This window comes from Paenibacillus sp. FSL W8-0194 (genome assembly GCF_037969745.1).
Taxonomy (GTDB): domain Bacteria; phylum Bacillota; class Bacilli; order Paenibacillales; family Paenibacillaceae; genus Paenibacillus_AQ; species Paenibacillus_AQ cookii.
The window spans coordinates 5,081,182-5,106,665 of the sequence record NZ_CP150205.1; the positions used below are offsets into that span (position 1 = coordinate 5,081,182).

Genomic DNA, 25,484 nt, shown 5'->3' on the forward strand with positions numbered 1-25,484 from the left:
TTATTTTTTCGGCAGCAGGAAGCCCATCCGCTCTTTCACGTCCGAAAGCGTGCGCGATGCGGTTTCCGTTGCTTTTTCGGCGCCTCTTTGAAGGATATCGTGAAGCTCGCCGGACTCGCGGATTTCGTAGTATCGCTTTTGCAGCGGTTCAATCACGGAAACGACCGCCTCGGCCAAATCCTTTTTAAATCCGCCGTACATTTGCCCTTCGTATTTGTTTTGGATCTCGGCGATCGACATGCCCGAACATTCCGCGTAAATGCTCATCAGGTTGCTGATTTCGGGTTTTTCGGCAGGGTCGAAACGGACCTCTCTGCCCGAATCGGTCGTCGCGCGGCTGATTTTTTTGCGAATCTCATCCGGCGTATCGAGAAGCGCGATATAACTTCCCGGATTCGGATTGCTTTTGCTCATTTTTTTCGAAGCGTCGTCCAATGACATGATGCGTGCGCCCACTTCCGGAATATACGGCTCGGGAATCGTAAAATATTCGCCGAAGCGGTGGTTGAACCGTCCCGCCAAATCGCGGGTCAGCTCCAGATGCTGCTTCTGGTCTTCGCCGACGGGCACCAGATCCGCATTGTACACCAAAATGTCGGCCGCCATAAGCGACGGGTACACGAAAAGACCGGCCCCGACCGAATCTTTTCCGGCAGCCTTGTCCTTGAATTGCGTCATGCGTTCGAGCTCGCCCATCGAAGTGAGCGTCGTCAGAATCCATCCCAGCTCCGCATGCGGCGGTACATGGGACTGCATATATACGTTGGCTTTATCGGGATCGATGCCCGCGGCGATGAACAAGGCCGCTACCGCCTCAGACTGCTCGCGAAGCGCCGCCGGTTCCTGAGGAACCGTGATCGCATGCAGGTCGACGACCATGAAATTGCAGGCGTAGTCGTTTTGCAGCTTGACGAAGTTTTTCATGGCGCCGATATAGTTGCCCAGCGTCAGCTTGCCGCTCGGCTGAATGCCGGAAAGTACCTTTTTCATGAAATATCCCTCCAAATGTTAATTGATGTGTATGCAAAAAAGGCCCCATCGCCCGCAAGGGACGTGAGACCGTGGTGCCACCCTTTTTTGCCGCCAGCATGGAAACGATCATGCATACGAAGCGTACGCAAAACCCATGTTCTGGAAGCCTTTCGATTCCTTAACGTGGAATAAGCCGGCCGGCCTACGCGGGAAGCTTACCGCTTCCGTTCAACTCGGCACTCAAGGGTCCATTCGGCAAAATCGGCCCCACCGGTTCGCATCAACCACCGGCTTTCTGAAGGTTATGCCGCCTTTGCTTACTTGTCCCTGTCATCGTGTTCGTATAATCATTGAAAGCCTTTATGCAATGCCTATGATATCGCTGAACTTGTCAAATTGTCAAACCTCTTTTTTACGAACCGTCGCAAAATCTGTTATGATATCTTAAAGTGACCGTTAACGAACTGAATTCAAAGATTGGAAAAGGAGCATCGATATGAAACAAGTGACCAAAGGGCAATGGAATGGTTACGATACTTACATCCTTCATAGTCGCGAGCTTGAAGTCACGCTGCTGCCGTGGCTGGGGAACAACGTGATTTCCATCTGGGACAACATCCAGAACCGACAAGTCTTAAGAACACCCGATGAAAACGATTTGGCATTTTATATGCAAAAACCCTATCATTTCGGCATGCCGATGCTCATTCCTCCGGGCAGAATCCGCGGGGGGCACTTCGAATATGAAGGCCGCAAGTATCAATTCGACCGCAACACGGCCGGGGACAACCATATCCATGGTCTGCATCGCACGCAGCCTTGGAGAGTCAGCGATATCGAAGAAGACGAAGAAGGCTGTGCGGTAACCACGGAATTTCTGACCGCGGACGATCCGAATTGGATGCGGCAGTTTCCGGCACCGATGAGGCTTGAAGTCACGATGCGTTTGCAGGGGGCAAGATTGACCCAGCATTTTAAGGTAACCCATTTGGGAGATCAGCCCGTGCCTTTCGGAATCGGGTACCATACGTGGTTCCTGCTGGATGGGCAACCCGAAGAATGGACGCTTAAACTTCCGGTGGACGCCGTCTACGGTCTGGATCAGGATTTGTTGACGACGGGCGAAGTGCTGCCGCTGGGGCCTTTGGAACAACTTAATGAAGGTTTAAACCTTCAAGGAACGAATTTCGACACGCTTTTCCGAATCGGACAAGGCCAGCCGGCCGTTGCGACATTGATGCGCAGCGACGGTTACGGGCTTCAATATTCGGCGGATCCGCAATATTATAAGCATTGGGTCCTATACACCAAAGGCGATGCCAAGGAATTTTTGTGCATCGAGCCTTACACCTGGCTCCCGAACGCTCCGAATCTGGATGCGGGACCCGACGTCACGGGCTTGATCCGGCTGGAGCCCGGGCAAGCGGTTGAAATGGATTTGCATCTTGATATGGTGTACCCTGCAGGGTCTTAACATACGAAGGATTACGCAAAAGGCGTCCTTTCGACATATGTCGAAGGGGCGCCTTTTTACGAAAAAACGCAAATTTGACTGTCAAACCGTACAAGCTGCTTTCGACGAAAAATCGGCGTGCCCCCATTTTTTCAACAAAGGCCGTAATCATGTAAAATATTCCCACCGTTTTTCGTTCTCTTTTACCGCATGTTTTCAAATCTTTAAAACCATAATAACACCATAAAGTTCAAAGGAGGTGACAATCATGGGTCAAGCAGGACAACAAAACCAAGGACGCGGCAACCGTTCCAACAACCTGGTGGTTCCTCAAGCTAACGCAGCTCTTCAACAAATGAAGTTTGAAGCTGCTCAAGAGCTTGGCGTTCAAATCCCTCAAGACGGATACTACGGCAACATGACTTCCCGCGAGACTGGTTCTTTGGGAGGTTACATCACGAAACGTCTGGTACAAATCGCAGAACAGCAGCTTTCCGGTCGTCAATAATCTGCTTTCGGCATTTGTATAATGTGATATCATGTCGGTCGGCGGCAAGGCGTGAGCCATACCTGCCGTCCTGCGGCCAAAACGTCCGCAAGAAAAGGCAGCCTTCGAGGTTGCCTTTTTTGCTTGCTTCAAGCTGCTGAGCGTATCTGGTTAAAAAACTTCGGTCAATGAATCTGAATATGTATGTCTGGGATAGCGGATCATTAAATTCGCCATGTTATAATTCGACTCCAAAATGGCGTCGACGATGATCGAGCCCTGCCGGACCGCAAACTCATAGCTGATTTCGCCGTGCGTCCAGTGGCGTTTGTACTTCAGGCTTTCAAGCGCCATGATGCGGAATGAAGAATATTGAACCGGAGTCAAGCCGGAATCCCCGGATCGCAGTTCTCCGTTTCTTCCCTCCAGCGGATGATGACGAATCCCGAATTTGCCGATGGTGTTATTTCGTATTTGCACAAACACCGTTCCTGACGATAGGCCTGAAAGCTCTTCTTCAAGTTCCTTGAAGACCAGATCAAGTTGTCTTGCTAGGGATAATTGCTCAGTTTTCATCATTTCCTTCTTCCTCTCTTCAACTTTCGCCAAAATAATTAGGGCTTATGACTCATTATAAGACAGGGTGCCGGAACAGACAACAATATAAAACATAATTGGGTATTTATTCCTAACACTTTCGCTTTTTCGATCCTTTTTTCGTCTAGATTCCGATATAATTCTGGTTTATATGACAAAATCCTTGATTTTTCCTTTCAAACGCAAAAAAAACAGGAAAACCGCCATCAAGGGCGGTTTTTCCTGTTTTTATCGTTCCGTGCCGAGTTCAAGCAGGCCTTAAGCCATAGAATCGGTCATAGCCAAAAATTCTTCCACGTCTTGTTTGAGGAGATCGGAAGCGCTTTGCCAGAACTCCCGTCCGGTCAAATCCGCATTCAAATGCTTTTTCGCCAGCTCTTCGACGGTCATGGCGCCGGTATCCTGCAGGAGCGCATCGTATTTGTCCGCGAAGCCGCTGCCTTCCTGAAGCGCCTGCGCGTAGATGCCCGTGCTGAACATATATCCGAACGTATACGGGAAATTGTAGAAAGGAACGCCGGTGATGTAGAAATGCAGCTTCGAGCACCAAAATGTCGGCTCATAAGCCGATAAAGCGTCGCAATACGCTTCTTTTTGCGCTTCTTCCATCAAATCGTTTAACTCCTGGACGCTAAGCAAACCGTTTTTGCGTTTTTCGTAGAAGCGGGTTTCGAACAGGAAACGGGCGTGAATGTTCATGTAGAACGCAACGCTCCGCTGGATTTTGTCCTCAAGCAGCGCAAGCTTTTCCTGCTCGTCGCCGGCTTTTTTCACCATGGCGTCGGAAACGATCATTTCCGCAAACGTCGAAGCCGTTTCGGCCACGTTCATCGCATAGTTTTGGTTGAACACCGGAAGGTCGTCCATCACGTGCTGATGATATCCGTGTCCCAGCTCATGCGCGAGCGTAGACACGTTCGAAGCCGTGCCGCTGTATGTCATGAAAATCCGCGTCGCTTTGCTGACAGGCAGGGAGGTACAGAACCCGCCAGGGCGTTTGCCGGGACGGTCCTCGGCTTCGATCCACGACTTGTCAAAAGCCATTTCGGCAAAATCGGCCATTTTCGGGCTGAATTTGCGGAACTGCTCCACGATCGTTTCCGCCGCTTCCTGGTAAGACACGGTGGAGGAAACCTTGCCGATCGGCGCTTCGACATCGACCCAGCTCAGTTTGTCGACGCCGAGAAGCTTGGCCTTGCGTTCCATATATTTGACCAGCATCGCCTTGTTGTCCTGAATGACGCCCCACATCGCGTCCAGCGTCTGCTTGGACATGCGGTTGATGGCGAGCGGCTCCTTCAATACTTCGTCCCAGCCGCGGCGCTCATACAGCTTTAAGCGGAAGCCGCCCAGATGGTTTAACGTATCCCCGCAAAAATCGGCCTTCTCGGCCCATGCTTCCTTCCACTTGACGAACATGGAGTCGCGGACTTCCTTATCCGCGTCATGCAGTTTGTTATGCGCTTGCCCCGCGGACAGCAGCACGGTCTCCCCGTCTTTTTCGAACGGGATTTTGATATGGCTGACAACGGTATCATAATGATCGCCCCAGCCATGGTAACCGTCTACGGCCAAATCCAGCGCCAGGCTTTCCAGCTCAGGGCTCATCTTTTCGCGTGCCTGATCCCTGCTTTCATTCAGGACGAAGGAAATCGGCTGCACCTCTTCGCGCTGCATCCAGGCTTTCCAAGTATCGTCGTCCGTGCGGGCGAGAAGATCGTCGAACTGCGTGGTAATCGTGCTGAGCAGCGCATGCAAGCCGGTGATGCGGCCGGAGAGCTGAACGGCTTTTTTATCGCTCTGATCCTGCGCCTGCAAACAGCTGACGAACGCGCTGCCTTCGGAAAGGCGGGAAATGCAGCTGCTCATCGATGCGATGATCGCGTCGAACGCTTCCGTCTCCTGAACGCTGGCCGGAGCTTGGGCGGCTTCCACGTCCTGCTTCAGCTGGCGGAGATCCTTCTCGAGCGTATCCAGGAACGTTTGGTATTCCGAAGAAGATGAACCACCCGGAAATATGGATTCCAAATCCCAGGTCAATTTCAATGGGTTATTCATAAACAATCACCTTTCTTTGAATAGGATTTCAATTGAACGGTTTTCGTGATAAGGTGTATTACGTAAGGGAACAATCCTGCAAACAGGTCCCAAAGGGACTGAAATAGATCCGAATGGAGGGATGCTTGCCATGAAACCACTGCAAATCTCGCCGGAAACGGCCGTCAAGCTGTCCGAAAAACTGGGAGTGCCGCTCGAACATCTCATGCACATGCCGCAGCATATTTTGCTGCAAAAAATCGCGGAGCTCGGCAAAGAACCGGCCGATGCCAAAGAAGCGGAAAAGAAGGACAAGCCATGATCCCTTTTTCGCATACTTGGCCTTACGACAAACAGATGGGCGACATCTATGTGCATGAATGCCCTTTTTGCGGTGCCCGGAACGTGAGGTTGAACCTGAAGCCAAGCGAACTGAAAACCGTCAACGAAGGCCGCAAAAAGCTGGTGGTTTTCCCCTGCTGCAGCAGCAGGTTGAACGTCATCGAAACGGATAACGACTATCTTCGCTTCGACCAGCCTGTCCGATAAAATAACCGTCTTTGTACGCAAAACACGCATGAGTCATGCGTGTTTTTGTTTGCTTAAGCCGGATTCATTTCGGAAGGCAGCTCCAGTTTGCGGGCCAGCATTTGCTCGCGGAGAACGCCCCATTGTTCGCGGGAGGCCCGGATCATGGCCGCGTCGATGATGTTTTTGTCGTTGATGACCCGCGAGAACCAACGGACCGCTTCGTTGAAAGCGCCGATTCTGCGGTTCAGCTCCCCGATCAAATATAAAAGACGGGCGTTGTTTGCGCCCACGCCTTCGAGTTCATAAACTTTTATGTATGATTCCAGGCAGTATTTCAGGAACCGCTGCTCTTGTTTTTCGTCTCCTTTATACCGGTACAGCCAGGCGATGTGGTGAAGCAGGCTTGCGATGATCCGCTCCCTTTCACCGATCGTCTGGGCGACGAGCAAAGCGAGCTTGTACGTCTCCAAAGCCGCTTCCCAATTCCGGTGCCCTCCGAAGTCCTTGCCGGTCCAGCGGCTGCTGATGCTGCTTTCGAACCGCCTTTTTTGCGAATCGTTCAGCCGTTCCACCGAGTTTTCCGTCGAGGCAAACCCGCATTTGGGGCATACCCTGACGACGTAGTAATCCGGATTTTCGTCCTTATAATACGCGCAAAAGTCGGAATCGGTCCGGATGGCTTTCTTGAAGCTGGGACGGACGCGCGAGGTTTGAAATTCATGTTCGCAAAAACTGCAGGTCACTTTAATGGTATAAAGAGGTTCTAAAGCCACATCCCCACGTTCCTTTCATGTCTTTCGTTCTATAGTCTGTGGATCCATGGTGTTTCAAGCAGGCAGGACCCAAAAGCCGAAGAGGCGCATGGTTTCATTTCCAAGTATATCAAAAAACAAAAAAAGGCGCTAAACGTTTGTTTAGCTCCTTCAAGATAATGATTAGTAGCTGCTCCAATCCTCTTCCCCAGGATGGACCAGTGAGGCGCGAATGACATACACGAAGGCGCAGACCAGAACACCGGCGACAATACTCATGATCCCATCACTCCATCCATATATTCAAATTTAATCCTTTAAATTGAGGTTTTGTTTGTATATTTTAACATACATTCGCCAAAAAAACACCCGTTTTTGTAAACGCTTTCTGACTTTTTTTGTACTGTTTGTCCGATGCGAAACATAAATTTTGGGTATACAGGTTCATTTCCATTGACCCATGAACAGGAAGGTGTGACTATGTCCGTAAAAAAGCTGGGTCTTCCGCTCATGATCGTTTCACTTGCCGCGCTCCTTCTACTCATGATGCTGTTCCCGGGGGCATACCTGGAATCCGCCTTGCGAGGCCTTGAGATATGGTGGGACGTCCTTTTTCCTTCCTTGTTCCCGTTTTTTATCATTTCGGAAATCATGCTTGGCTTCGGCGTCGTCCATTTGTTCGGGACGCTGCTCGACCCGCTGATGAAGCCGTTGTTCCGGATTCCCGGCAGCGGAGGATTCGTTGCGGCCATGGGTTACGTATCCGGCTACCCGATCGGCGCCAAGCTGACGGCCAAGCTGTGGGAACAGAACATGGTGACCAGGGACGAAGGCGAACGGCTCGTCGCTTTTACGACGTCTTCGGATCCGATTTTTCTGATCGGAGCCGTCTCCGTAGGATTTTTCCATGACCCGAAAATGGCGGTTATTTTGGCGATTTCCCATTACGGCGGCGGTTTTTTGATCGGGCTGCTCATGCGCTTCCACGGGAGCCGGCACAGCCTGCCTGCGGCTTCGGGCGCTTCGGGCCAATCGGCGCAAAACGTAAAAAATCGGCGCAGCCGGATTCGGCGTGCTTTTGCGGCGATGCATCATGCAAGAATGGAAGACGGCCGGAGTTTGGGCGAAATGATGCGGCAGGCCGTGGAATCCTCATTAAGGCTTATTATTGTCGTCGGAGGGCTGGTCGTATTCTTTTCGGTTTTTTTAGAGCTTCTGACCCAGGCCGGCGTGATGAGAAGCTTGTACCTGGTGCTGGAACATTTGCTGAGGATCGGGGGGTTCCCCCCTTCGCTGTCCGAGGCCCTTGTGGGCGGGCTTTTTGAGGTGACGCTTGGCGCCCGTTCCGCCGGAGAAGCGGCGGCTTCCATTCCACTGCCCTTCAAAGCGGCGGCGGCGGCGTTTATTTTATCCTGGGGAGGCCTTTCGGTTCATGCGCAAATCGCGAGCATCCTGCATGCCACCAATTTACGCTACCTGCCGTTTATGTTTGCCCGCCTGATCCATGCCGTTTTGGCGGCGGCGCTTGTCCTGCTGCTGTGGAATCCGGTGATGGGCAAGCTGTTGCCTGCGCCTGCATTCCAGCCCTTCGTGCCGGATCCGGGGTTTGCATGGGCTCCCGGCGCGTTCGCCGACCGGTTGGCGTACTTCTGCCTCTTGATCGCGTTCATTACCGCAGCCTCGCTGTTATGGACGGTCGCTCGCTCGATCTGGCGGCGGCTGCATGCGGAAAGGTGAAATAACGTTGTGTTATGCTCCGATATTGTTTATGATCTTTATATCCCCAAATAAAGGAGCTTAACTCTCTTGAGATATTATGTTCTGGATCGCGGTGATCAGTTATCCGTTGATTTAAGTGAGCAGTTCCACAAGATGGCGGCCAAGCACGGTTTTCGGCTCGATGCCGAATCCCCCGAGATCGTCGTTTCGATCGGCGGCGACGGGACGATGCTTCATGCTTTCCATACGTTTATCGACCATATTCCCGATATCGCTTTTGTTGGCGTCCATACCGGCCATCTCGGCTTTTACGCCGATTGGCAGGCAGACGAGCTCCCGCAGCTCGTCGAGCTGATGAGTTCCGCCAGCAAGTCCGGCTCCGTCCGGCCGAGGATCGTGAAATATCCTTTGCTTGAGCTGGAAATCCACCGGAAATCGGGCAATACTTCTTATATCGCTTTAAACGAGTTTACGCTGAAAGGCATGGACGGCACGGTCGTCGCCCAGGTGGACATCAATGACCAGACCTTTGAGATGTTCCGCGGCGACGGAATATGCATCTCGACTCCGACCGGCAGCACCGCGTACAACAAAAGCCTTGGCGGCGCGATGGTGCACCCGACGATCGAGGCGCTGCAGATTGCGGAAATCGCGTCGATCAACAACCGCGTGTTCCGAACGATGGGATCTCCCCTGCTGCTGCCGAAACACCACCATACCGACATTTTTTCGCGAAAGGAACAGCGGCTGCTGCTCACGATCGACCATATCAACATTCAAGTGGACGATTTGATTTCGGTGCGCTGCCAGGTCGCGAAGGAAAAGGTCAGCTTTGCCCGTTACCGCCCGTTTCCGTTTTGGAACCGCGTCAGGGAGGCTTTCCTGGGTTAACATGCCTAACGCGGCCTGCGTGCCGTTCAATACATGGATTTAAGCAAAACGAAAGCGGCTCCTATTGGGAACCGCCTTTTGCTTTTTCGGGCTTATCTTTTTCTTTATCTTTTTCCTTGTCCTTCTCTTTCGGCTGAACGTCCCGGTTCTTTTGCAGAACGAAGTAAGCACATCCAAAATTGCAGTATTCGTTAATGTAGTCCACCATGCCGGAAAAAGCGGTGTCTTTGGTGGCTTTAGGATGCTTATCCCGGTAAAATCCCTTCAACCGCAGCTGGTTGTAACCCCAGTCTCCGACGATGTAATCGTAGCGGTCCAGCACTTCGCTGTAACGGTCGCGAAAGGCTTCAGGGTTCCAGCCGTTTTTATGGTCTTTCAGCAGCTCGTAGCTTTTTCCGCCTATCAGAATCAAATGTGCTCCCCCTGCCTTCCACTGCTCAAATGAATAAATTGATTTTATTTATGGCTTGCCGCCGATTTCACCTGCTCGTGGGCATGATAGGAACTGCGGACGAGCGGTCCGGATTCCACGTGGCTGAAGCCTCTCTTCATGCCTTCTTCCTTCAGCTTGGCAAATTCGTCAGGATGATAATATTTAACGACGTTCAAATGCTGCGGCGACGGCTGCAGATATTGGCCGATGGTCATGATGTTGCAGTCCACGGCGCGCAGATCGTCCATTGCCTGCAGGATCTCGTCCCATTCTTCCCCTACGCCGAGCATAATGCTCGATTTGGTCGGAATATCCGGCTGAAATTCCTTCGATTTTTTCAAAAGCTCCAAGGAGCGGTCGTATTTCGCTTTCGCGCGGACGCGATTCGACATGCGTTCCACGGTTTCGATATTGTGGTTCAAAATATCCGGCTTGGCGTCCATCACAACCTTCAGCGCATCCCAGTTCCCCATGAAATCGGGAATAAGGACCTCGACGCTGCACAGCGGCAGGCGTTTGCGGATCGCCTTAATCGTTTCGGCAAAAATACCAGCGCCTCCGTCGGAAAGATCGTCCCGCGCAACGCTTGTGACAACGCAATGCTTCAGCCCCATGTTTTCGGCGGCTTCCGCAACGCGCTCAGGCTCCTGCAGATCCAGCTCGGTCGGTTTTCCCGTGTTGACCGCGCAAAAGCGGCAGGCGCGCGTGCAAATATCGCCCAAAATCATAAAAGTCGCCGTGCGGTTCGCCCAGCATTCGTATATGTTAGGGCAACGCGCTTCTTCACACACGGTATGTAGTGTCTTCGAGCGCATCATGCTCTTGATTTCCTGATAATTGTCACCGGTTGTCAGTTTGATGCGAATCCAGTCCGGCTTTGGTTCCTTGACGGTTTGTTTAGGCAATGATCTGACCTTCTTTCGCTTCATGGTTTTACTGCTGCATGCCCCATATTATATCATGAAATACCCCAAAATACTTCCATTTCTCTACCCGGGATAAAATGACTTCCCTTGTATCAATCTAAGTTTATGACCGTTACGTCCGGAAACTTCGATAAAAGCTGCCAGCAGGAGGTTAACGATGAAAAAATCCGAATCCAAGCCGAAAAAAGCGCGCCGTTTGTTGATTAGCGCAACCGCCGCAGCGGTTCTTTTCGGTACCGCGGCTTGTCCTGTTAGGGGAAGCGCCGATCCCGAATCCGCCACAACCGCCGAATCTTTGGACAAGATGAGCCGGGAGGACATACTTGCCTCGCGAAAAAAGCTTTACGATAAAATAGCGGCGACCACCCGGATTCCATGGTACCGGATCGCCGCGGTCGACCAGTACGAGCATACGCTCACCAAAGCCCATCCGAAAGACCGCAGCCACCCGAAACGGCTGACCGGCATTTACATGAACGAACCGGTCTGGAGCGGGATGTTCAATCCCGACCGGAACGACAGCAACCCCCGTTCCATCAGCATCTTCAACGGCTACGGCAAAGACGGGTCGGGCGACGGCCGCGCCGACATCAACGACGATATGGACGTGCTTTACAGCATGGCCTCCTATCTTCTTCGGCACGGTCAATCCGAGGACGACTTTGGCATCGCCTTATGGGAGTATTATCATAACAGCCGGTCGGTGCAGCGCATTTTGCAGTTTTCCAAGCTGTACGAAAAATTCCAAACCCTCGATTTGTCCGGACATGCCTTTCCGCTCCCCGTTTCGGCTTCGTATTCGTACCGGGACACGTGGGGCAGCGGGCGAAGCTGGGGCGGATACCGCATCCATGAAGGAACCGATATTTTCGCGCCGTACGGAACCCCCGTCCGCAGCACCTGCTACGGCATCGTGGAGCTGAAAGGCTGGAACCCGTTTGGGGGCTGGCGCATCGGCATTCGGGACCTCGATAACCGGTACCATTATTACGCGCATTTGCAAGGCTTCGAGAAAAGCCTCAATCAGGGCGACATCGTCACCCCCGGCCAAACGATCGGCTGGGTGGGCAGCTCCGGTTACGGCAAGCCGGGCACCCAAGGCAAATTCCCGCCGCATCTCCATTACGGCATTTACCGCGACAGCGGATTGGCCGAATGGTCGTTTGATCCCTACCCGCTGCTGCGCCACTGGGAGGCGGAGGAACGGAAGGCGATCAAGGCCAAAAGAAAAGGGACCTTCTGAGCGAAGGTCCCTATTGTCATTTAAGAAATCGTCTTAACGCGTTTCCCGCATCGTCCGGAGCTTGCGCTTCCATGACGATGAGCTGCCGTTTATGATTCGCCTGCCGATCGATCAGATAAAAGACGAACAACGTTAGAATCACCACGACCGCGGTTCCATATAACGTTTTGCCCCACCATGCGGACGTGTCGGAGCCCATCCACAACGCGTGCCCCAACATGAGCAGCCAAGAAGGGAACACCAACAAATGCACCGCCTTCCACACCGAACGTTTTAATCGGCTCATAAGGAGGTCCGATGTGAATAAAACAACAAGCAGCAAATAAAAGGAAATCATGCCCAGCGAGGTGGCCGCCCGCATATAATCCGATACGAACGGGACGAATATTGCAGCGAATGTATACGGCTGGTACCGATCGATCATAAGGATCAGCATATGGACCAGACACGCGTTGATTCCCGCCCAGCTCGAGGAGATATGAATCAATTGAAACAAGCCCTTATGCCTTCTGAAACGGTTGAACCTGCCCAACATGCCGAACGCCAATGAAATCGTAAAAAAGAAAAAGGCGAGCAGCCCCATCCATCGAATGACATGCCAGGAACTGAAAAGTTGAAAGACCCTATCCATATCAAGACCTTCTAGTCGTTCCGTCGGTTTGATGCCTTCCTGCAAACGGCCGCTCGCCTCGGGTCGCAAACCGCTCCTCATTCGATCCGTCGAACGATGGACTGCTCTCCTGCTGCTCTACCTGGCCGTTGTTTTGGAAATCCGCCGCGTGTTGATCGGCCGAGCCGAACTGGCTTAATACGAAAGCCGAAAATGCCACGCCGCTGACGCCTATGATCCATTTTGCCTTTTTGTTCGCTTTCATGATGCACTCTCCTTGCTTCTATTTCGTACGACCGTCCCATCCTCCATAACCAGCACATACAATACGTCCGGAAAACGTTCGGCAAACCATTCCTCCCGTTCCCCGCAGCCGAGCAGAAAGCACATTTTGGCGCAAACCTCCGCTTCGACGCAGTCTCGGGCCATGACGGTCGCTTGGACGATATCCGATTCAACGACCCGGCCGGAACGGCCGTCCAGCAGATGATGTTTTGTTCGACCGCCCTGCATCCAGCTGCGGTAAAGGCGGTTGGACGTCGCGACCGCCCGATTTTTCAGGCGCAATACATCGATCGGTTCCACCCGGTTCCAAGGATCGGCAATGCCGATGTTCCACTCCTTCGATCCATCGGACCAAAGCGTCATGTCGCCTCCCCCGTCGACCATGCCGAATCCGGCACCCTGTCGTTTCAGCCATTCGGCTGCGCTTTGCACCGCATAACCTTTGGCGATGCCGCCCAAGTCCAGCTGCTCCGACGTAAGCTTTTCAATCGCGTTCCCCCCGCAAAAACGTATGGGGCGTTCCTCAAGCTGAAACGTAAAAGGCGGCGTATCATCCGCATGGGAAAACGGAAACGGGCGGTCATACCCTTGATGCTCCATGGCTCTTTTCAAAAAGGGGGAGAATCTTCCTTCCGTCAGCTCCCGATATCGCTCCGCCATCCTTAGAACATCATAGAGGGGAGGCGGCAGCCCGATCTTCACCCCTTCCGGCGCTTGATTCAGCCTACTGAGCTCATTATGATCCCGGAACCTGGACCACTCCCGGTCAACGTACGCAAACCATCGCCGCATCTGTGCTCTCCACCCGGGAGCCACGCCGTCCGAAACGGCAACCGAAAAGTCGGTGTTCATAAAGCGGCCCGCGTAATGCTGCATCGTCCTCCCCACCTTCCGTCGGTAAAAGGTTCGCCGCCCAACGCGGCTTGTTCAGAATTATAGATTCCGATGCTTAACCGAACCTGAAAGCAAAAGGGAGCACGGCTAAAATCACTCTATTAAGCGGGGGATCTGCTCCGGTCGGTTATCCAAAGCGCCGGATAAAACCATAAAAAAGCACCTGTGTCAGGCGCTCAGGCTGTCGAGAAACCCACGTCTTGGAGACGCTGGGTTTCTCTTTTTTTCTTTGCAGTTGCTAAAAAGCCAAAGCAAAGCCCTTTAAAAAAGTTGTCTGATTTACTATTGACAGTCCAGTAAAAAGACCATTGAACGCAAAGAGATATAAGGAACCATGGAGACTAATTGAATGTGAGGAGATGTGGGGAATCGAGGGTACAATTGGACGCGAGGAGATGTAGTCAATGTGAGGAGGCAAATCAAAGTAGGGAAGTAAATTTCTAACGATTGCCACAGCGGTTAATGCCGGGAAAATGGAGGTTATGATATTTTAACGGTTCTGGTTGACGTTATTTGGGCATTATGGTGGAACTTCATATGGTAATCTTTCAAATAACCCCATTGGTAACCGTTAGAACTTACAGAGAACCATTTGAAGCCACATAGGCGCTGTCACAACCGTTAGAATTTGAGAACAGCTTACGCACAGCGATCTAACCCTGTTTGTGCCTCCGTAGACATTTCAGAGGATGATGAATTTCTCCATGAACTGCCCGGCGACGCTTGTCTGCCTACCCTTATCTGCTAAAATGCTTGTTTACCGACGTTATTCTATCGATGCTTATCTACGACACGTTCTACCCCTAACGAAAAATAGCAACTCTGTGGCGCTCTCCGTCCTCCCCTATACGGCGAGGCCCCGCTCCCAGTGCGGGACCCGCCTCACTTGCAAGATTCATCCCTCATCTCCGAAACAAAAATACTCATTGGAGCGCCTGTGTCAGGCGCTGCATGGGTTTGTCTCAACTCAAAGTCAACCTTTATATTCACTATTTCGCCTTTCCGGTCTGGGATTTCTCTTCCGCCCCGCCCTGCTCTCCGGCCGGAATTTCCGGCACCGCGGCCGCTCCCCCGCTTGGGTCCCCGGGTCCGCTCTTGTGGGATGAAGCCCCTTGGCCGGCAATGCCGGGCAGCGCGATGTTCGGCGCATTGGCGCCGTTGCTGCCGATGGGCTGGCCCTGGCTGTTGTAGTAATACATCGGCACGTCCCCGACGACCATCAGGTAGGAAACGGGAATTTCCGTATCGATCACCTCCGGCTCCATGTCAAACGGAATGACGACCGCCACTTCCACGGTGACATGGATGAAAACCTCGACCAGCACCATGTTGATGCCGGCGTCTTTTTCCCTCGTGTTCAGCTCCACTTTGACGGCCCCCTGCGGTTCGACGCGGATCGGAACGTTCGGGCCGAAAGAAGCAAGAATCGGGCTGCCCAGCGCCTGCCCCAGCGGGATGCTTTCGGAAAGCATATGCTTGTTTTGCAGCGTATTTTGCACGACCTTGAACGTCTCCGACGTGATTTTCATATGTTCGGCATAATTCAGCATAAATCCGGATACTTTGCCGGAGGAGTCCATCTTCCAGTCGATCAGCTCTTCCGCGTTTTCCCCTTTGGCCACCTGCGATGCGACGGCTTCGTTGATGGCGTCCGTTCCGATTTGCTTCATGCGGATTTTGGCCAGATGCATGATCGGGGGTTTCATGTGGTTTTCCACGTACGCAAAAAATTGCAGAAGAAGAATAAGGCACACCAATATGGCGATCAGCCATACCTTCCGTCTGCTGCGCGGTTTATTGGCGCCTCTGCTTCGCCATCTCGCCCTTCTTCTCATGTTCGCCCATCCCTCCTTTGAAGAAGAGGTTGCCTACCTTACAGCATATGTCCCTGTCCACCGAAATAACCCACAAAGTCGGGCCGAGCCATATAGCCCCTGCCTTTTGCGAACGTGGCCGATCATTCTGTTCAGGCCCCTTCCGGTTTGCCAAAAAACGGGCTTGCCGTTCTTTGATGAAGAAGGAATTTCATGCACGAACGGGTATAATGGGAAAAAGGCTGCGAATTTTTTTTGCGCGCCCGTATCCTTTAATGCCATCCCAAACGTTTATTATGTAGAGGCCTCTCAAGGAGAGTGATTAACATGTTAATCCATAAAGAAATGGAAGACGTTTACCCGAAACTGAAGCACTTCTGCCTGAGCGTGACCGGCAATCCTTGGGACGCCGAGGATTTGGCCCACGACTCCATGCTCAAGGCGCTGAGATTTTGCCAAAAGGACCCTTCAGGCAAACGAACGCCAAGCTTCCCGCTGTTGGCTACGATCGCCCGCAACCACTGGATTGACCAGCTGCGCAAAAAAGGGCGCGAAACGACGGGCCAGTCCGTAGACGAACCGTCCTCCGACAAACCGCTGGAGCTTTTGCTCAGCGGACTGGAGACGCTGATGGAGCGATTGACGCCCAAGCAGCTGCTTGCCTTCGTGCTGAAGGATGTCTTCGAATACAAGTTGTCCGATATTGCCGATGCGCTTGAAACAAGCGAAACGGCCGTCAAATCGCTTTTGCATCGGGCGCGCCACAATGTAAACGGAGAAGAGTTTCCGGAACCCCCCGCTTCCGCCCAAGAGTGGGAGCCTGTCGATGCGGATTGGTTCCAGCGGCAGCTGCTTGTTGCCATCCGCATGGAACAGCCCGAGCTGCTGCAACGGCTGGCCGTCCAACTGCGGAAAGTCAAGCAAGCAGAACCTGCGCAGCGGCATGCGCATCCATCCGGAAGCGGGTCCATATCCCTTCGGTTGCGTGCGGCGTAGCCCTTTCGCAAGGTTCATTTTGAATACCCGAAGGAGGCTGCATGCATGAACACGATTCCTTACGTCGTCGAGCAATCCCGTCTTGGGGAACGCTCGTATGATATATACTCCAGGTTGCTGAAAGACCGGATCATTTTCCTCGGTTCCGAGGTGAACGACCAAGTGGCGAACAGCATCATCGCCCAGCTGCTGTTCCTCGCCGCCGACGATCCGGACAAAGAAATTTCGCTGTACATCAACAGCCCGGGCGGATCGATCACATCCGGGTTCGCGATCCTCGACACGATGGATTACATCAAGCCGCAGGTGAGCACGATTTGCATGGGCATGGCCGCTTCCATGGGCGCATTCCTGTTCCTCGGCGGCGCCAAAGGCAAACGGTATGCCCTGCCGAACAGCGAATTTATGCTGCATCAGCCGCTCGGAGGCGCACAGGGGCAGGCCAGCGACATCGAAATTTCCGCCCGCCGGATCCTTAAAACGAGAGAAAAAGTCAACAAATTCATCGCCGAAAAAACCGGCCAACCGCTGGAGAAGATATATAAAGACGCCGACCGCGACTTCTTCCTTACCGCCGAGGAAGCCCTCGAATACGGGATGGTAGACAAAATCATTACGCAGCCGCTGTCCTGAAGCATTCAGGATCCCATAGGCAAAGGCTGCCTGAAGCATACATGGCTTCAGGCAGCTTTTTTCCGCTTAAGATCAACGCTAGGGCCATTCATAGCGCCGAACAACTCGGGATCCAAGGCATCCAGGCTGACGTTCAGGCGCCGAAGCCCCGCCTCGTACAAACTTTGCGCCTGCCGTCCAAGCAGAAGTCCGTTCGTCGTGCAGCCGATATCCTCGATGCCCGGAATGCCTTTCAGCATTCGGATCAAATCGGGGGAGCCGCGCCGCATAAGCGGTTCGCCGCCGGTCAACCGGATTTTATGCACGCCAAGCATTGTAAGTACATGTATTCACAAAGGTAATAGGGAAGTTCCAAGGTCCCTCGTCCCAACCTCGCCCAAATTTCGAGATTCCAACTCCCATACTTGTATGGTAGTATGGAACCTAGGAGGTGAACCTTATGGATGATCGTATGCTTCAACCGTCGGGCTCGGCAGGCAGCATGGTATATCAGCGGCTGAAACAGCAAATCGTCAGCTTAGAACTGCCGCCCGGAACCTCTTTGTCCGAAAAGGAAACCTCCCTGGCCTTTGAGGTGAGCCGGACGCCGGTGCGCGAAAGTTTCGTGCGGCTGGCGCAGGAAGGATTGGTGCTTGTGCTGCCCCAACGCGGCACCCGGGTATCGCTGATCGATTCCGAGCAGGTCGAGGAAGCCCGGTTTATGCGCGAGCAGCTGGAAAAAGCGGTCGTGCGCCTGGCTTGCGGGGCTTTTCCGGAAGAGCGGCTTGCCGCCCTGGAACACAATCTTGAACAGCAGCGGGAAGCGATCCAGCGCCAGGACAGCAAAAACATGTTCGAGCTGGACGAAGAATTCCACCGGATCTTGTTTGACGGCTGCCGCAAAAGCGGAACATGGAACGTCATTCAGCAGATGAATGCCCATTTCAACCGCACCCGCATCCTGTGGCTGTGGACCGATCCGCATTGGGAGCTTCTTTATGAGCAGCACCGTCAGATGTTCCTCGCGATCAAGCAGCAGCAAGCCGACAAAGCCGAGCGGATCATGATAGAGCATATGCGGCTCAGCATCGCGAACCTTCCCGTGCTCAAAGAACGTTACCCGGAGTATTTCAAGTAAAAAAAGTTGTAAGCCCTACCAACTGCGAGATCTTGCCCGATGACCGGACATAGGCCGCTTCCCAAAGCTGCGGAACGTCCCGATTCATTACGTAAAAAGGCGGTGTAGATATGCGTATGGTATTCCGGTGGTTCGGCGAGGGAAACGACACCGTTTCGCTGAGCCACATCAAGCAAATCCCCGGCGTGGAAGGCATCGTTTGGGCGCTGCACGACGTGCCGGCCGGAGAAGAATGGCCGATGGAAAAAATCCTTGAGGTCCGTGACCAGGCGGTAAAACACGGCCTCCATCTCGACGTGGTCGAAAGCGTCAACGTTCACGAGGACATCAAGCTCGGCCGGCCGACCCGCGACCTGTATATCCAAAATTACATTGCAACGATCGAAAAGCTTGCGCAGGTCGGCGTCAAAGTGATTTGCTACAATTTTATGCCCGTTTTCGATTGGGCCCGGACCGAACTGCACAAAAAGATGGACGACGGCTCGACCGCGCTTTTTTTCGAAAAATCCCGCATCGACGGCATCGATCCGTTTAAGCTTGTCGAGGAGATCAACCGGAACAGCACCTTGACGATGCCGGGCTGGGAGCCGGAACGGCTGGCGCATTTGACGAGCCTGTTTGAGGCCTATAAAGGCGTTTCCGCCGAGGATTTATGGGAACATCTTGCTTATTTCCTCAAAGCCGTCGTACCCGTGGCCGAACGCTGCGGCATTCGAATGGCCATCCATCCGGATGACCCGCCATGGCCGATTTTTGGCCTGCCGCGCATCATTACCGGCCAGGAAAGCCTGCGGCGGCTGCTCCGTATCGTGGACAGTCCTTCCAACGGCATCACGCTGTGCAGCGGTTCGTTCGGGGCCAATCCGGAAAACGACATCATCGGCATGATCCATGAGTTCCACGAGCGGATTCCGTTCGCCCATATCCGGAATGTCCGCGTTTACGACAACGGCGACTTCATCGAAACCTCGCACCGCACCCAGGACGGAACCGTCGACATCGCGGGGATCGTCAAAGCGTACCACGACCATGGATTCAGCGGATACGCCAGACCCGACCATGGCCGCCATCTCTGGGACGAAGAATGCAGACCCGGATACGGGCTTTATGACCGGGCGCTTGGCATTATGTATTTGTGGGGATTGTGGGATGCCTTGGAGCGGGTCGAACCCATCCACGGAAAAGGAGGAACCGTATGAACGCCAATGCGAATACGATGCCCATCCACCCAGCCTTGAAAGGCAAAACGGCGGTCATTACCGGCGGGTCGGGCGTATTATGCCGGGCCATGGCGCTGGAGCTTGGCCGTCAGGGAGCCCGGGTGGCGATTTTGAACCGGACCGCGTCCAAAGGCGAAGCCGTCGCCGAAGACATCCGCGCCGCAGGCGGCACCGCCGTCGCCATTGGCTGTGACGTCACCGACAAAAACAGCGTGGAGGCGGCCGAAAAAGAGGTCCGTGAGCATTTTGGCGGCTGCGACATCCTCATCAACGGGGCGGGCGGCAACCATCCAAGCGCCAACACGACCAATGAAATTTATCGGAGCGGCGACGAAGCGCTGCCGGATGTCACGTCCTTTTTCGACGTCAGCGTGGAGGGCTTCCGGAACGTCATGGATTTGAACTTTATCGGCACCTTCCTTCCGACGCAAATTTTCGCCAAGCATATGGCAGGCCGCCCGGGAGCGACCGTGCTGAACATTTCCTCCATGAGCTCCGTCAGCCCGATGACGAAAGTGCCTGCTTACAGCGCGGCCAAAGCGGCCATCAACAATTTTACGCAGTGGCTTGCCGTGCATTTTGCGGAAACGGGCATCCGCGTCAACGCGATGGCTCCGGGTTTTTTCCTTACGGAACAAAACCGCACGCTGCTGACGAACCCCGACGGCTCGCTTACCGAACGTTCTCATAAAATCATCACCCATACGCCGATGCGCCGTTTTGGCGTCCCGGAGGATCTGCTTGGCACCATGCTCTGGCTGGTCGACGATACGGTATCCGGCTTTGTCACGGGAACCGTCATTCCCGTGGACGGAGGTTTCATGGCCTACTCGGGCGTTTAGACCAAGCCTGGAGATCCAAAAATCGTACCCTGAAAGATGAAAAAGCAAAGAACGGGATCAAGGGAAAAACCAAAGAGGCGAAACGTTCTCGCCTGCAAGCCATGGGAACCCGTGATCCCGGCGCGCAAAAAAGGGAAGCCCGTCGCATTCGCGATATGGGACTTCCCCTTTTTTGGGATTATTGTTTGACTTCCAGCACGATCAGCCCAATGCCGCCGGCGGTCAAACGATCCGGGTTCAAGGATCGAATATGTTCCTCGCCCATGACAGCGCTCCAATCTCCCAACGTTGGAAGCGGAAGGATCGTTTCCTCGGCCCTGGCATGATACAGCACATACAAATGCTTCGACGGGTCGCCGCCGGCATGATCGCGCAGCGTATATGCCACGCATCCCGCGGGCGCTTCTTCGAACACAAGATGCGTCTTGATCTGCTCCGCCGTACGAAGGCGGAAGGCCGGATGCTCTTTCCGCAGCCGGATCAAGCGCCGCACGTAGTCGACTTCGCAAGGGTGGGCGGCGCAGCGCTCCCAATCCAGCCAATTGACTTCATCCGGCGATTTGTAGCTGTTTTCCACGCCGTTTTTGGTACGCATAAATTCCTGGCCGGCATGGAGCAGCGGGATGCCTTGGCTGGTCAGCACGATCGCCGTCCCGAGGCGGTGCATGCTTTTCCGCATGTCATCCCCGATTCCTGGCGTCGAAAGCACCAGCTTATCCCACATCGTGTGATTATCATGGCATTCGGCGTAATTGACCGTTTGCACCGGCTCTTCGGCATACTGGCGCAGCCTGTCGCTGTACCGGATTCCTCCGGCCACGCCTTTTCGGATATCCTGTTCAAAGCCGGTCGCCCCGCTGATAAAACCTTTGTTTTCATGGTTGAAAATGCTGCCTTTAACCGCATCCCGCAGCCCGTCGTTGAATTGGCCGATTCCCGGAAGCTTGGCGGCATTCGCCTGGTTGGCCCGCTTCTCGGCAGGCAGCGTCGTATCGGACATATTCCAGCCTTCGCCGATCATGATGATGCCGGGATCGATTTCATCCAAGCGGCGGCGGATTTCATTCATCGTTTCGATGTCCATCAGCCCCATCAGGTCGAACCGGAAACCGTCGATATGGTATTCCTTCACCCAATGCAGCACGGAATCCACGATGAATTTCCGGGCCATTTTCCGTTCGGAAGCAAATTCGTTGCCGCAGAAGGAGCCGTCCGACAGCGTCCCGTCATCCCTGTACCGCAGGTAGTAGCCTGGCACAAGCTTGGTAAAGTTGATGAAATACCAATCGTACACATGGTTGTACACGACGTCCATTATGACGCGCAGGCCTTTGTCATGCAGCGTTTGCACCAGCTGCTTCAATTCCTTGATCCGCACGGCCGGATCATAAGGATCGGTTGCATAGGAGCCTTCCGGCACATTGTAGTTTTTCGGATCGTATCCCCAGTTGTACTGCGGAACGTCGGATTTTGCTTCGTCGACGCTTTCGGTCGCAAAATCGTAAATGGGCATCAGCTGGACATGCGTTACCCCAAGGCTGCGGATATGATCAAGTCCGGTCGGGATCTGTTTCGGCCCCCGCGTCCCCTCTTCGGCTAACCCGATATATTTTCCGCGATGGGAAATCCCGCTCTTTGGATGAATGGAAAGATCCCGGAGATGCAGTTCGTAAATGACCGCATCCACCGGCGATGCAAGCGGAGGCCTATCCTCCGTCCAGCGCTCCGGGTTCGTCGCTTCCATGTCCACGATCGCCCCGCGGTCCCCGTTGATTCCTACGGCCGTGGCATAAGGATCCACACCTTCATTCCACTGCCCGCCGATTTTCACCTTATAGTTGTAGCCGATTCCCTTGTAATCGCCTTCAAGGGTCAGGGTCCACGTCCCGCCTTCATCGCGGGTCATGTCCATCTCTTCGGCAAACGTGCATCTCCACACGGGATATAACAATACCTTCGCCTCGGATGCCGTTGGCGCCCATAGACGGAACTTGGTTGCCTCCGGCGTATAACGTACGCCAAGATCGTCGCCTTCATACGCAAATAAAGAGTCGAATTCCGGATCAAACACGGAAATGCCCTTCGTCACCGCCGGATTCCCGTAATCGACCACCACGCCATGATGCTCTTTTTGTACCGACACGCATGCCACTCTCCATTAATTTGTCATTGTCATTATGTATATGATATCAGGCCTTATCCATCGGTTGCATCGGCTTCCTTCACATGATTCAGCAGTTCTTTTAAGGCTGCCTTGTTATGGCCCGTCAACACCGGAATGGATTCCGTTATTTTTTCAATATCCCAATCCCACCACTTTAAGGCATGAAGCATCTCAATGGTTTCTTCGTCGAATCGATAACGGATTAATCGGGCCGGGTTGCCTCCGACGATAGAATAAGGGGCCACATCTTTGGTCACCACGGCGTTTGAGGCGATGATCGCGCCGTTGCCGATGCGAACCCCGGGCATGATCGTAGCGTTGTAGCCGATCCAAACATCATTTCCGACATTTGTATCGCCCTTGTAACCTCCGCTTAAATTCGTTAACCCCGTTTCCCAGTCTCCGCCAAACGCCCCAAAAGGGAACGTCGTAAACGAATTGATATTATGATTCGCCCCGTTCATGATAAATTTTACGTTGGATGCAATTGCGCAAAATTTTCCAATGATAAGTTTATCCCCGATAAAATCAAAGTGATAAAGAACGTTTTTCTCAAAATTCAGCGGATTATCATGATCGTCGTAATATGTGTAATCCCCGACTTCTATATTAGGATTGACCACAACATTTTTTAGGAAACAGAGGGTTCTGACATTTTTCATCGGAAAAACGCTTCTCGGATCCGGAACGCTCATCTCGCGACCTCCTTCAAGATATTATTGTACTACATCACAATCCACCTGCCTTATCGAAATCAACAGCTCTTAGAATCCATGCTGCTGGGGCAGGGCATTTACGCGGCCTTTCCATTATATTCGGTCATGGCCCGCTATAAGCTTAAAGGCAGCCGCTCCTTGTATGGTAAGGGTTGACTGCCTTTAAACTATCTCGTCAGAATGTATTTTTAAGCCTTGATGTATGTCATAACCGCTCAAACTTGGCAGGATTCACGGCTGATTAAAATGCCTCTGCCGCATCGCCTCGAACAGCAAGACCGTCGAAGCCATCGCGACGTTAAGCGATTCCGCTTGGCCCTTCATCGGAATGATCAGCGCATCATCCACCAGCTGCTGGGCAGCTTCGGACACGCCTTTTGCCTCATTGCCCATCAAAAGCCACGAAGGTCCGGTAAAATCGTATCCGTAGCAGGTCGACGTCGCCTGCAGGCTCGTGCTGACGATCCGAACGCCGCTCTCTTTCGCCTGCGGAAGCAATTCCATCAGATCCCCTTCCACGACGGGCAGATGGAACATCGACCCCATCGTCGAACGGATCGTTTTCGGGTTATAGATATCGGCCGAACCGCGTCCGACGATGACGCCGTCCGCTCCGGCCGCATCCGCCGTCCGGATGATCGTGCCGACGTTGCCCGGGTCCTGAACGGCGTCCAGAACGATGACCAGGCTGTTTTTTTGCGCAAGCAGCTTGCCGATTCCCGCCTTCTGCTTGCGGACGACGGCAAACACCGGCTGCGGCGTTTTCGTATCCGAGCATTTCGCAATGACCGCGGCCGACACCCCGATCCACTGCGTTTGACCGGTGTCCGCCATGGACGCCAGCTCAGAGGGAATCCCCCGCTCCACGTCAAAAGCGACGCATTCCAGGTCGGCCCCGGAGCGCAGCGCTTCCTGAACCAGATGGATGCCTTCGATCAAGTATTTTCCCTGCTTGTCCCGGTGCTTTTTCTCGAGCAGCTGCGCCCATTCCTTCGCCCGGGGATTTTGCGGTGATAATATATCCATAAAAACCGTCCTTCATGCAGGAGCAGCCTCGTATTCCGCCGACGATCCCTCGGGATCACTTCGGATACGCGAGCTCCAGCTTCGTCAAGTTGCCCGTTTCGCCCACGATGACCAGCACGTCGCCTTCTTCGAGGCGGTCGTCCGCATTCGGGGAAATATTCATCTTGGTGCCGCGTTTCACCGCCATGACGTTGCAGCCGTAGCGGGCGCGCACATCAAGTTCCTTCAAGTTTTTGCCGATCATTTCCTGCGACACTTTCATTTCGAGAATGCTGTAGTCCTCGGAAATTTCGATGTAATCGAGAATATTCGGGGAAATCAAATGATGAGCGACCCTCATGCCCATATCCCGTTCTGGATAAATGACTTTGTCCGCTCCGATCTTGTTCAGGACCTTCCCGTGAAGCTCGTTTTGCGCTTTGACGATAATCGTCTCCACACCGATGTCCTTCAGGATGAGCGTGGTCAAAATGCTGGACTGGATGTCTTCGCCGATTGCCACGACCACCACGTCGAAATTCCGGATTCCAAGCGCACGCAGCGCCTCCTCGTCCGTGCTGTCAGCCGAAACGGCATGCGTTACAATATTGGAAACCGCCTGGGTGCGCTGCTCGTCAGAGTCGATCGCCAGAACGTCGAAACCCATCTCGCTGAGCGCATTGGCTACGCTAAAACCGAATCGCCCCATACCTATGACGGCGTACTGCTTTTTCGCCATTTGTTAACCCCCCGGGTTGCAGAAGTCTATCCCGATTATTATATCACAGCGCGCAAAAAACTTGAATTTTGCCCAGCGGCATGGGGAACATTATGGAGGTAAACGATTTTTCACAGGTGGAGGGAATACGATGTCAATCACACTTGACCTGCGTCAAGCGGTCATCCATAAGGTTCATGACAGCAGCGAAGCGGATCTCCGCTCCATGATCGAAGGCTCGGTGGACGGGCCTGAACAGGCGCTGCCCGGGCTCGGCGTTATTTTTGAAATGATCTGGAAAAACATAGATACGAATCAGCAGGACAACCTGGTTCATGTCGTGAATGAACATTTGAAGCACGTCACTCCAGGTCCTTTGTCCTAAACCTGCAACGCCGGGACGAAAAAACCTCCGCCTATCCTGCGGAG

At 53.4% G+C, this 25,484-nt stretch carries 27 protein-coding genes and 1 pseudogene; 13 read left to right on the top strand and 15 right to left on the bottom strand.

Translation table 11 applies throughout. The features are described 5' to 3' along the window. Nucleotides 1-990: a tryptophan--tRNA ligase gene (trpS, locus tag MKY58_RS23360; RefSeq protein ID WP_339322319.1), complete on the bottom strand. Its 990-nt coding sequence runs from the start codon at nucleotides 988-990 to the stop codon at nucleotides 1-3. 478 nt (nucleotides 991-1,468) lie between these two features. Here trpS and MKY58_RS23365 point away from each other — a divergent pair, with 478 nt between their 5' ends. Beyond that, nucleotides 1,469-2,446 carry an aldose 1-epimerase gene (locus tag MKY58_RS23365; protein ID WP_339322320.1) on the top strand — a complete coding sequence of 326 codons (978 nt, stop codon included), beginning with the start codon at nucleotides 1,469-1,471 and terminating at the stop codon, nucleotides 2,444-2,446. 247 nt (nucleotides 2,447-2,693) lie between these two features. Then, on the top strand, nucleotides 2,694-2,933 hold the full coding sequence (locus MKY58_RS23370; protein ID WP_036708966.1) for an alpha/beta-type small acid-soluble spore protein: 240 nt from the start codon (nucleotides 2,694-2,696) through the stop codon (nucleotides 2,931-2,933). Between the two features lie 150 nt (nucleotides 2,934-3,083). Here MKY58_RS23370 and MKY58_RS23375 read toward each other — a convergent pair whose 3' ends face one another. Continuing rightward, a complete protein-coding gene (locus tag MKY58_RS23375; protein WP_339325236.1) occupies nucleotides 3,084-3,491 on the bottom strand; it encodes an O-methyltransferase in 408 nt (135 codons plus the stop codon). Nucleotides 3,492-3,767: 276 nt separating this feature from the next. Then, a complete protein-coding gene (locus MKY58_RS23380; protein WP_339322321.1) occupies nucleotides 3,768-5,567 on the bottom strand; it encodes a M3 family oligoendopeptidase in 1,800 nt (599 codons plus the stop codon). 130 nt (nucleotides 5,568-5,697) lie between these two features. Between MKY58_RS23380 and MKY58_RS23385 the strand changes: the two genes are divergently transcribed. Then, nucleotides 5,698-5,868 carry a YycC family protein gene (locus MKY58_RS23385; RefSeq protein ID WP_339322322.1) on the top strand — a complete coding sequence of 57 codons (171 nt, stop codon included), beginning with the start codon at nucleotides 5,698-5,700 and terminating at the stop codon, nucleotides 5,866-5,868. Further along, on the top strand, nucleotides 5,865-6,095 hold the full coding sequence (locus MKY58_RS23390) for a hypothetical protein (RefSeq protein WP_339322323.1): 231 nt from the start codon (nucleotides 5,865-5,867) through the stop codon (nucleotides 6,093-6,095). Before MKY58_RS23385 ends, MKY58_RS23390 begins: the two co-directional genes overlap by 4 nt. A 53-nt stretch (nucleotides 6,096-6,148) precedes the next feature. Here MKY58_RS23390 and MKY58_RS23395 read toward each other — a convergent pair whose 3' ends face one another. Continuing rightward, nucleotides 6,149-6,850: a DUF2225 domain-containing protein gene (locus MKY58_RS23395; RefSeq protein ID WP_339322324.1), complete on the bottom strand. Its 702-nt coding sequence runs from the start codon at nucleotides 6,848-6,850 to the stop codon at nucleotides 6,149-6,151. Nucleotides 6,851-7,309: 459 nt separating this feature from the next. Here MKY58_RS23395 and ylbJ point away from each other — a divergent pair, with 459 nt between their 5' ends. Together ylbJ and MKY58_RS23405 are read left to right on the top strand one after the other, a co-directional pair. After that, a complete protein-coding gene (ylbJ, locus tag MKY58_RS23400; RefSeq protein WP_339322325.1) occupies nucleotides 7,310-8,566 on the top strand; it encodes a sporulation integral membrane protein YlbJ in 1,257 nt (418 codons plus the stop codon). Nucleotides 8,567-8,635: 69 nt separating this feature from the next. Further along, nucleotides 8,636-9,439, top strand: coding sequence for an NAD kinase (locus MKY58_RS23405; RefSeq protein ID WP_339322326.1), 804 nt, complete (start codon nucleotides 8,636-8,638; stop codon nucleotides 9,437-9,439). A 61-nt stretch (nucleotides 9,440-9,500) separates the two neighbouring features. Here MKY58_RS23405 and MKY58_RS23410 read toward each other — a convergent pair whose 3' ends face one another. Continuing rightward, nucleotides 9,501-9,851, bottom strand: coding sequence for a YutD family protein (locus MKY58_RS23410; protein ID WP_339322327.1), 351 nt, complete (start codon nucleotides 9,849-9,851; stop codon nucleotides 9,501-9,503). Nucleotides 9,852-9,895: 44 nt separating this feature from the next. Further along, entirely contained in the window at nucleotides 9,896-10,801 is a 906-nt protein-coding gene (gene lipA / locus MKY58_RS23415; RefSeq protein ID WP_339322328.1) for a lipoyl synthase, read from the bottom strand. Between the two features lie 154 nt (nucleotides 10,802-10,955). On the opposite strand from lipA, the gene MKY58_RS23420 reads away from it, so the two are divergent. Beyond that, nucleotides 10,956-12,041, top strand: coding sequence for a M23 family metallopeptidase (locus MKY58_RS23420; RefSeq protein ID WP_339322329.1), 1,086 nt, complete (start codon nucleotides 10,956-10,958; stop codon nucleotides 12,039-12,041). Between the two features lie 16 nt (nucleotides 12,042-12,057). Here the strand turns inward: MKY58_RS23420 and MKY58_RS23425 are convergent, their stop codons facing one another. The 4 genes from MKY58_RS23425 to yunB all read right to left on the bottom strand — a co-directional run bounded on the left by MKY58_RS23425 (nucleotide 12,058) and on the right by yunB (nucleotide 15,665). After that, nucleotides 12,058-12,672, bottom strand: a complete 615-nt coding sequence (locus tag MKY58_RS23425; RefSeq protein ID WP_339322330.1) for a hypothetical protein — start codon at nucleotides 12,670-12,672, stop codon at nucleotides 12,058-12,060. Between the two features lies 1 nt (nucleotide 12,673). Next, nucleotides 12,674-12,916: a hypothetical protein gene (locus MKY58_RS23430; RefSeq protein WP_339322331.1), complete on the bottom strand. Its 243-nt coding sequence runs from the start codon at nucleotides 12,914-12,916 to the stop codon at nucleotides 12,674-12,676. Continuing rightward, complete coding sequence (locus tag MKY58_RS23435; RefSeq protein WP_339322332.1) at nucleotides 12,913-13,812, bottom strand: FAD:protein FMN transferase; 900 nt, start codon at nucleotides 13,810-13,812, stop codon at nucleotides 12,913-12,915. The genes MKY58_RS23430 and MKY58_RS23435 overlap by 4 nt, the downstream gene beginning before the upstream one ends. A gap of 1,007 nt (nucleotides 13,813-14,819) precedes the next feature. Further along, nucleotides 14,820-15,665 (bottom strand): sporulation protein YunB, encoded by an 846-nt coding sequence (gene yunB, locus MKY58_RS23440; protein ID WP_339322333.1) that lies wholly within the window; start codon nucleotides 15,663-15,665, stop codon nucleotides 14,820-14,822. A 306-nt stretch (nucleotides 15,666-15,971) separates the two neighbouring features. Here yunB and MKY58_RS23445 point away from each other — a divergent pair, with 306 nt between their 5' ends. After that, entirely contained in the window at nucleotides 15,972-16,640 is a 669-nt protein-coding gene (locus MKY58_RS23445) for an RNA polymerase sigma factor (protein WP_339322334.1), read from the top strand. A gap of 45 nt (nucleotides 16,641-16,685) precedes the next feature. Beyond that, nucleotides 16,686-17,273 (top strand): ATP-dependent Clp endopeptidase proteolytic subunit ClpP, encoded by a 588-nt coding sequence (gene clpP / locus MKY58_RS23450; RefSeq protein WP_339322335.1) that lies wholly within the window; start codon nucleotides 16,686-16,688, stop codon nucleotides 17,271-17,273. Nucleotides 17,274-17,356: 83 nt separating this feature from the next. On the opposite strand, the pseudogene MKY58_RS23455 reads toward clpP, so the two are convergent. Next, nucleotides 17,357-17,584 (bottom strand): annotated as a pseudogene (locus tag MKY58_RS23455) (radical SAM protein); the annotation flags it as partial. 128 nt (nucleotides 17,585-17,712) lie between these two features. Between MKY58_RS23455 and MKY58_RS23460 the strand changes: the two are divergent. The 3 genes from MKY58_RS23460 (at nucleotide 17,713) to MKY58_RS23470 (ending at nucleotide 20,452) form a co-directional block, all read left to right on the top strand. Continuing rightward, complete coding sequence (locus MKY58_RS23460) at nucleotides 17,713-18,390, top strand: GntR family transcriptional regulator (RefSeq protein ID WP_339322336.1); 678 nt, start codon at nucleotides 17,713-17,715, stop codon at nucleotides 18,388-18,390. Between the two features lie 110 nt (nucleotides 18,391-18,500). Continuing rightward, nucleotides 18,501-19,589, top strand: coding sequence for a mannonate dehydratase (uxuA, locus tag MKY58_RS23465; RefSeq protein WP_339322337.1), 1,089 nt, complete (start codon nucleotides 18,501-18,503; stop codon nucleotides 19,587-19,589). After that, nucleotides 19,586-20,452, top strand: coding sequence for an SDR family oxidoreductase (locus MKY58_RS23470; protein ID WP_339322338.1), 867 nt, complete (start codon nucleotides 19,586-19,588; stop codon nucleotides 20,450-20,452). The genes uxuA and MKY58_RS23470 overlap by 4 nt, the downstream gene beginning before the upstream one ends. A 178-nt stretch (nucleotides 20,453-20,630) precedes the next feature. On the opposite strand, the gene pulA is transcribed toward MKY58_RS23470, so the two are convergent. The 4 genes from pulA to MKY58_RS23490 all read right to left on the bottom strand — a co-directional run bounded on the left by pulA (nucleotide 20,631) and on the right by MKY58_RS23490 (nucleotide 25,076). After that, the gene (pulA, locus tag MKY58_RS23475) at nucleotides 20,631-22,595 is read right to left on the bottom strand and encodes a type I pullulanase (RefSeq protein WP_339322339.1); all 1,965 of its coding nucleotides are present in this window, start codon (nucleotides 22,593-22,595) and stop codon (nucleotides 20,631-20,633) included. A 53-nt stretch (nucleotides 22,596-22,648) separates the two neighbouring features. Beyond that, nucleotides 22,649-23,311 carry a CatB-related O-acetyltransferase gene (locus tag MKY58_RS23480; RefSeq protein ID WP_339322340.1) on the bottom strand — a complete coding sequence of 221 codons (663 nt, stop codon included), beginning with the start codon at nucleotides 23,309-23,311 and terminating at the stop codon, nucleotides 22,649-22,651. 252 nt (nucleotides 23,312-23,563) lie between these two features. Next, on the bottom strand, nucleotides 23,564-24,358 hold the full coding sequence (locus tag MKY58_RS23485; RefSeq protein ID WP_339322341.1) for an RNA methyltransferase: 795 nt from the start codon (nucleotides 24,356-24,358) through the stop codon (nucleotides 23,564-23,566). 55 nt (nucleotides 24,359-24,413) lie between these two features. Beyond that, the gene (locus tag MKY58_RS23490) at nucleotides 24,414-25,076 is read right to left on the bottom strand and encodes a TrkA family potassium uptake protein (protein ID WP_339322342.1); all 663 of its coding nucleotides are present in this window, start codon (nucleotides 25,074-25,076) and stop codon (nucleotides 24,414-24,416) included. Nucleotides 25,077-25,206: 130 nt separating this feature from the next. Between MKY58_RS23490 and sspI the strand changes: the two genes are divergently transcribed. Next, nucleotides 25,207-25,440 (top strand): small acid-soluble spore protein SspI, encoded by a 234-nt coding sequence (gene sspI / locus MKY58_RS23495; RefSeq protein ID WP_339322343.1) that lies wholly within the window; start codon nucleotides 25,207-25,209, stop codon nucleotides 25,438-25,440. Nucleotides 25,441-25,484: the final 44 nt, after the last annotated feature.

Bases quoted from the DNA above. Each gene is read 5' to 3' on its own strand.
- trpS (WP_339322319.1), bottom strand. From the start codon at position 990: ATGAAAAAGGTACTTTCCGGCATTCAGCCGAGCGGCAAGCTGACGCTG.
- MKY58_RS23365 (WP_339322320.1), top strand. From the start codon at position 1,469: ATGAAACAAGTGACCAAAGGGCAATGGAATGGTTACGATACTTACATC.
- MKY58_RS23370 (WP_036708966.1), top strand. From the start codon at position 2,694: ATGGGTCAAGCAGGACAACAAAACCAAGGACGCGGCAACCGTTCCAAC.
- MKY58_RS23375 (WP_339325236.1), bottom strand. From the start codon at position 3,491: ATGATGAAAACTGAGCAATTATCCCTAGCAAGACAACTTGATCTGGTC.
- MKY58_RS23380 (WP_339322321.1), bottom strand. From the start codon at position 5,567: ATGAATAACCCATTGAAATTGACCTGGGATTTGGAATCCATATTTCCG.
- MKY58_RS23385 (WP_339322322.1), top strand. From the start codon at position 5,698: ATGAAACCACTGCAAATCTCGCCGGAAACGGCCGTCAAGCTGTCCGAA.
- MKY58_RS23390 (WP_339322323.1), top strand. From the start codon at position 5,865: ATGATCCCTTTTTCGCATACTTGGCCTTACGACAAACAGATGGGCGAC.
- ylbJ (WP_339322325.1), top strand. From the start codon at position 7,310: ATGTCCGTAAAAAAGCTGGGTCTTCCGCTCATGATCGTTTCACTTGCC.
- lipA (WP_339322328.1), bottom strand. From the start codon at position 10,801: ATGAAGCGAAAGAAGGTCAGATCATTGCCTAAACAAACCGTCAAGGAA.
- MKY58_RS23420 (WP_339322329.1), top strand. From the start codon at position 10,956: ATGAAAAAATCCGAATCCAAGCCGAAAAAAGCGCGCCGTTTGTTGATT.
- MKY58_RS23425 (WP_339322330.1), bottom strand. From the start codon at position 12,672: ATGGATAGGGTCTTTCAACTTTTCAGTTCCTGGCATGTCATTCGATGG.
- MKY58_RS23430 (WP_339322331.1), bottom strand. From the start codon at position 12,916: ATGAAAGCGAACAAAAAGGCAAAATGGATCATAGGCGTCAGCGGCGTG.
- MKY58_RS23435 (WP_339322332.1), bottom strand. From the start codon at position 13,812: ATGCAGCATTACGCGGGCCGCTTTATGAACACCGACTTTTCGGTTGCC.
- yunB (WP_339322333.1), bottom strand. From the start codon at position 15,665: ATGAGAAGAAGGGCGAGATGGCGAAGCAGAGGCGCCAATAAACCGCGC.
- MKY58_RS23445 (WP_339322334.1), top strand. From the start codon at position 15,972: ATGTTAATCCATAAAGAAATGGAAGACGTTTACCCGAAACTGAAGCAC.
- clpP (WP_339322335.1), top strand. From the start codon at position 16,686: ATGAACACGATTCCTTACGTCGTCGAGCAATCCCGTCTTGGGGAACGC.
- MKY58_RS23460 (WP_339322336.1), top strand. From the start codon at position 17,713: ATGGATGATCGTATGCTTCAACCGTCGGGCTCGGCAGGCAGCATGGTA.
- uxuA (WP_339322337.1), top strand. From the start codon at position 18,501: ATGCGTATGGTATTCCGGTGGTTCGGCGAGGGAAACGACACCGTTTCG.
- MKY58_RS23470 (WP_339322338.1), top strand. From the start codon at position 19,586: ATGAACGCCAATGCGAATACGATGCCCATCCACCCAGCCTTGAAAGGC.
- MKY58_RS23480 (WP_339322340.1), bottom strand. From the start codon at position 23,311: ATGAGCGTTCCGGATCCGAGAAGCGTTTTTCCGATGAAAAATGTCAGA.
- MKY58_RS23485 (WP_339322341.1), bottom strand. From the start codon at position 24,358: ATGGATATATTATCACCGCAAAATCCCCGGGCGAAGGAATGGGCGCAG.
- MKY58_RS23490 (WP_339322342.1), bottom strand. From the start codon at position 25,076: ATGGCGAAAAAGCAGTACGCCGTCATAGGTATGGGGCGATTCGGTTTT.
- sspI (WP_339322343.1), top strand. From the start codon at position 25,207: ATGTCAATCACACTTGACCTGCGTCAAGCGGTCATCCATAAGGTTCAT.